This window comes from Clostridium sartagoforme AAU1, assembly GCF_000401215.1.
Lineage (GTDB): Bacteria > Bacillota > Clostridia > Clostridiales > Clostridiaceae > Clostridium > Clostridium sartagoforme.
In genome coordinates, this window is sequence record NZ_ASRV01000098.1 from 1 (window position 1) to 5,282 (window position 5,282).

A 5,282-nucleotide genomic window follows, 5' to 3' on the forward strand; every position below is an offset into this window, starting at 1 on the left:
TTTTATATAAGTCACTGAAATACTAACTTAATAAAATATTTTAATTTTTTAAAGTACTTTATTAACTATGAGTTACTTATTGCAACTTATATAAATTTAAATATTCCTACTTATATAATATTATGTAATTTATTATATGTTCTCTATACTTATAATTATAATCTGTAAAAGAATATTTTTAATTTATGATTATAATTAATAAATTCTTAAAAGCATTGACTACTTTTTCACATTTTGTTATTATATTTGTATGATAATGATTTTCAATACGAGGTGACAGTATGAGTTTATGTGATTTAAAATTAGGACAAAAAGCTATAATAAAATATATTGATGGTGATGATAAGCTTGCCAAAAGATTATTAGCCCTTGGTTGTATTGAAGGTACGGAAATTCAATTTAAAGGAGTTGCACCTCTTGGTGATCCTATAATAGTTAATCTTAGAGGATTTGATTTAGCTATTAGGAAAAAAGATGCTAAAAATATCTTTTTATCTGTATAAACAAAGTATCCTTTATAATATCTATCATAAATATTATTTATAAAAAGAAGGTGTTTTCATGGAAATATTAATTACCTTAATTATTGTAGCCTTTGCTGGAACTACAATATATAAATCTATAAAGAAATCTTCTAAAGGTGGTGGTTGTAACTGTGGTACCTGTTCTGACCATTGTCCAATGTATGAAGATAATTCAAAGGGAATTAAATTGGCAAAGAAAAACTAAAAATAAAATGGCTTAATAAAATTAAATTAAATTTTATTAAGCCATTTTAAATTACATCTTATCTACAACTTCAATTCCTAATAAGGCTAAAGAATTTTTAATAACTTGACATGTTGCTTTTACTAAGCCTAATCTTGCTTCTTTTAATTCTTCATCTTCTAAATTTAATACAGAATGTGCATTATAGAATTTATTAAATGCTTTTGCAACTTCAATTGCATATCTTGTAACAATTGATGGTTCTAGTTTTTCAGTTGCTAAATGTATTTGCTTTGCAAATCCTTCTAAAGCTTTTACTAATTCAAACTCTTCCTTTGATGTAAGTTTAGAATAATCTGCATTTCCTTTAAGTTCTCCAGCTCTTGTTAATATACTATTTGCTCTTGCATATGAATATTGAACATAAGGACCTGTTTCCCCATCAAATGAAAGCATTTCTTTCCAATCAAATACTATATCTTTTTCTCTTGAATTCTTTAGATAAGTAAATACTACAGCACCAACACCTATCTTCTTAGCTACTTCCTCTTTATTATCTAAATCTGGATTTTTTTCATTTATTACTTCTAAAGTTTTATCTATAGATTCTCTAATTAAATCATCTAATAGAATGACCTCGCCCTTTCTAGTTGAAAGTTTTCTATCTGCAAACTTTACAAGACCAAATCCTACATGGACACAGTCTTTTGCCCACTCATGTCCTGCAAGCTCTAAAACCTTAAATACTTGTTTAAAGTGTAAAGCTTGTGGTGTCCCAACTACATATATGCTCTTATAGAAATCATATGTTTTCTTTCTATACATGGCTGCTGCTAAATCCCTAGTTGCATATATTGATGCTCCATCACCCTTTAACACTATACACGGAGGCATATTATACTCATCTAGCATAACTACTTGCGCTCCATTACTTTCTACTAACAAATTCTTTTCCTTTAACTCATTTACTACAACATCCATTTTATCATTATAGAATGCCTCACCTGCATATGAATCAAATTTAACATCAAAAATTTCATATATTCTTTCAAACTCTTTTAAACTTAAATCTCTAAATCTCTTCCATAAGGCTTCTACTTCTTTATCACCATCTTCTAATGCTTTAAAATAAGCTCTTCCTTCATCTTCAAGTGAAGGCTCTTTTTCTGCTTCATCATGGAATTTAACATATATTCTTAAAAGTTCATCTATAGCATTCTTTTCTAAAGCTTCTTCATTTCCCCATCTTTTATATGCAGATATAAGTTTTCCAAATTGAGTTCCCCAATCTCCTAAGTGATTTATTCCCTGAACATTGTAACCTTCTTTTTTAAAGATCTTATATAGAGAATTTCCTATAGCTGTTGTAAATAAATGCCCAACATGAAATGGTTTTGCTATATTAGGTGATGAATATTCAACACAAATAGTTTTTCCTTCTCCAATATTAGATGAACCATATTCATCTCCCTCTGTTAATACTTTTTCTATTGTATTTTTAGTAAATATGCTTTTATCTGCAAAAAAATTAACATATGGTCCAATATTAGTTATCTTTTCAAATCCTTCATTACTTATTTTACTTGCTAATTCCTCTGATATCATATTAGGAGCTTTTCTGAAAGCTTTTGCTAGTTGAAAACATGGAAATGCATAATCTCCCATATCGCTCTTTGGTGGAATTTCAATTAATTTCTCTATACTTTCAATATCCATATCAACATGCTTACTTATTGCTTGCGCAACTTTTTTCTTGTAATCCATTATTATATCCTCCTTAAGTTTCACTATTAATTAAAAAATAAAAAATCCGTCTCTTAACTAAATAAGAGACGGAAAACTTCCGCGGTACCACTCTGATTGCATAAAATGCCACTCAATGCTTTAACGCAGCAATACGAACTATCCTACTAATAAAATTTCAGTAGCTATCTCCAAGACTCTCTTCCTAATACTCTATCTTATAAGGCTTACACCAACCCCTTACTCGCTTAAAGAATTAAATATAGTACTCTTCTCTTCATTGATATTAATACTTATTTTATTTTAATATAAACATTATACATAAACAAAACTTTTATTGTCAACATAAAAGGTATATATAATAATTCATAATTAGTAATTATACCTTATCAGTATAAATATTAATCTTGCAATAAATACATCAATGTCTTTTTATAAACTTTTTTAAAATATTAATCCTAAAATTCCAAAAGCTATTTTACTAAATAATTCAATTATTAAACCTGAAGGTATTGCTAATATATATCTTCCTAATAAGACCACCCCTATAAGAATAAACATTTGATATTGATAAAGAATATCTGCAACTTTATAAAAGTTTTTAGGACTTAGCTCCTTAAATAATTCAAATCCTGCAAGACCAGGAAGTGGTATTAAATTAAATACAAATAAATTTATATTTATTATTGATATATATTGTAAAGCCATGCCCACAATATTGTATGATGATGAAGGAACTATTTTATATGCTGTAATTGCCCATAATCCATATATAAACATAGCAATAAATCCTACTAACAAATTTGCAAGAGGTGCTGCCATAGTTACCTTTATTGCATCCTTCTGTCCCCTTTTGTATGCCCTTGGATTAGTATCTAAAGGCTTAGTCCATCCAAAGCCAACTAATAATATCATTATAAAGCCCATTAAATCTATATGAGCTGCTGGATTTAATGTTAATCTTCCTTGAAATCTTGGTGTTTTATCGCCTAATTTATCTGCTACTTTAGCTTTGGCATATCCTTGTGCTACAAAAGCTATTAATATTGCTGGCACTGCCAATATCTTATTTAATAAGTAATCTACTCCCATCACTCTACTCCTCCTTGTTCTTTTTATGATTATATCATATTTATTAAAGCAAAGTTTATATTTACATTTTTTTAATAAAAAGAAGCTTTACTTAGAAGTAAAGCTCTTTAAAACTTTATTAATTTTGAGGTTTATCAGAATTATTCACATTATTTTCACCATTTGTTGGTGGATTCGTTGTTCCTCCTGTTGGTGGGTTCGTTGTTCCTCCATCTGTTGGTGGATTCGTTGTTCCTCCTCCTGCCGGTGGATTCGTTGTTCCTCCTCCTGCTGGTGGATTCGTTGTCCCTCCTCCTGTTGGTGGATTCGTTGTTCCTCCATCTGTCGGTGGATTCGTTGTTCCTCCTGTTGGTGGTTTAACAACATCTTTATCTGGTACTGGATCTATTACCTTTTCTTCATTTTTATCATTATAATCTTCTGGCTTTATGTTATATAATGAATTATATCTTGCTTCCTCTGCATTATATCTTGCAGCTGCATTTTCTACTGATAATAAATCAAATTCTTCTGGATTAGGTGATTTATTCTTAAATATAAAGTCATAAAGTATCTTTGAGTTTTGCTCAAGATCTATTAATAAACACCATCCTCTATCCTTATATAAATTATCTCTTGCTATAAGTTCAGCTTGTGGTATTTGTAATCTCTCAAAATTTAAATTAGGCAATTTGTAAATTGTATAAGCTAAATTTAAAGCTTCTGGTATATCTATATTGGTTTTTACATGTTGTGATAATGTATTAGCTACTCCTACATACTTAATAGGATTAACTTCTTTGAGTTTTGAAGCTACTTGATATAATACTGCTGATTGTCTCTCGCCTCTCTCAAAATTCCCATTACCGACATATCTAATCCTTGCATATGATAAAGCTTGTTGTCCGTTTACCTTTTGAAGTCCTGTTTCAGTAATTGGAGGAGAATTTACACCTGTTGATTCACCTATATATTTATTTACTTCCTCTATTTCATAATCTTTAATATCAACTTCTATTCCACCGATTTCATCTATTATAGCTTCAAATCCCCAAAAATTAACTATAACATATTTATCTAAATGTAAATTAAAGTTTTGTTCTATAGTTTCCATTAGTAAGGCTGCTCCACCTTCTGAACCACGAAGTTTTCCGTTATCATCTTGTTCAGAGCTTCCAAAAGCAAAAGCTGCATTTATTTTATTTTCACCATATTCAGGTATATCAACTAATGTATCTCTCATTATTGTTGTTAACTTAACATTTTTATTATTATTATCTAAAGTGGCTATAATAATAGAATCAGACCTTGCTGGTTCATCTAATGTTCTTCCATCAGTTCCTATTAATAAGACATTTGTAATTCCATCTACTTCATTATAGCTTGCTTCCTTTTTAACTTCAGGCTTATATTCCACATAAATTCTATTTCTCAAACTATTATACCACCATAATGCTGTTGCTATTATTATTGCTAATACACTTAATACTGATATTAATATAATTTTATTTCTTGTTTTCTTTTTATTCTTAGATTTTTTTCTCTTCTTCGTTAACTCATTCTCGCTCATCCAAATTCCTCCCTTTACTTTACCTTACTATTATATAACTAAGATTTATATTCTTACAACAATATCCATTAAATTATACTAAATTTATTTGTCATAATTGTTACAAATATATAACAATTATATGTTTTATATGTTTTATATGTTTTTCAATTATTTACTTTAATTATTTACTTTATATGAATTATTTACT

Annotated in this window: 5 protein-coding genes and 1 other annotated feature; of the genes, 2 read left to right on the forward strand and 3 right to left on the reverse strand. The window is 28.5% G+C overall.

The features are described 5' to 3' along the window. Positions 1 to 281 precede the first annotated feature (281 nt). Together A500_RS08190 and A500_RS19930 are read left to right on the forward strand one after the other, a co-directional pair. Positions 282 to 503, forward strand: a complete 222-nt coding sequence (locus A500_RS08190; protein WP_016207113.1) for a FeoA family protein — start codon at positions 282 to 284, stop codon at positions 501 to 503. A gap of 58 nt (positions 504 to 561) precedes the next feature. Beyond that, entirely contained in the window at positions 562 to 729 is a 168-nt protein-coding gene (locus A500_RS19930) for a FeoB-associated Cys-rich membrane protein (RefSeq protein WP_016207114.1), read from the forward strand. A 51-nt stretch (positions 730 to 780) separates the two neighbouring features. On the opposite strand, the gene argS is transcribed toward A500_RS19930, so the two are convergent. The 3 genes from argS to A500_RS08205 all read right to left on the reverse strand — a co-directional run bounded on the left by argS (position 781) and on the right by A500_RS08205 (position 5,092). After that, entirely contained in the window at positions 781 to 2,472 is a 1,692-nt protein-coding gene (gene argS, locus A500_RS08195) for an arginine--tRNA ligase (RefSeq protein WP_016207115.1), read from the reverse strand. A gap of 61 nt (positions 2,473 to 2,533) precedes the next feature. Continuing rightward, positions 2,534 to 2,741: a binding site (T-box leader), on the reverse strand. Between the two features lie 154 nt (positions 2,742 to 2,895). Next, positions 2,896 to 3,543 (reverse strand): site-2 protease family protein, encoded by a 648-nt coding sequence (locus A500_RS08200; protein ID WP_016207116.1) that lies wholly within the window; start codon positions 3,541 to 3,543, stop codon positions 2,896 to 2,898. Between the two features lie 118 nt (positions 3,544 to 3,661). Next, complete coding sequence (locus A500_RS08205) at positions 3,662 to 5,092, reverse strand: LCP family protein (protein ID WP_016207117.1); 1,431 nt, start codon at positions 5,090 to 5,092, stop codon at positions 3,662 to 3,664. Positions 5,093 to 5,282 lie beyond the last annotated feature (190 nt).

Excerpts from the sequence above, each read along its gene's own strand:
- A500_RS08190 (WP_016207113.1), top strand. The coding sequence starts at position 282 with ATGAGTTTATGTGATTTAAAATTAGGACAAAAAGCTATAATAAAATAT.
- A500_RS19930 (WP_016207114.1), top strand. The coding sequence starts at position 562 with ATGGAAATATTAATTACCTTAATTATTGTAGCCTTTGCTGGAACTACA.
- argS (WP_016207115.1), bottom strand. The coding sequence starts at position 2,472 with ATGGATTACAAGAAAAAAGTTGCGCAAGCAATAAGTAAGCATGTTGAT.
- A500_RS08200 (WP_016207116.1), bottom strand. The coding sequence starts at position 3,543 with ATGGGAGTAGATTACTTATTAAATAAGATATTGGCAGTGCCAGCAATA.
- A500_RS08205 (WP_016207117.1), bottom strand. The coding sequence starts at position 5,092 with ATGAGCGAGAATGAGTTAACGAAGAAGAGAAAAAAATCTAAGAATAAA.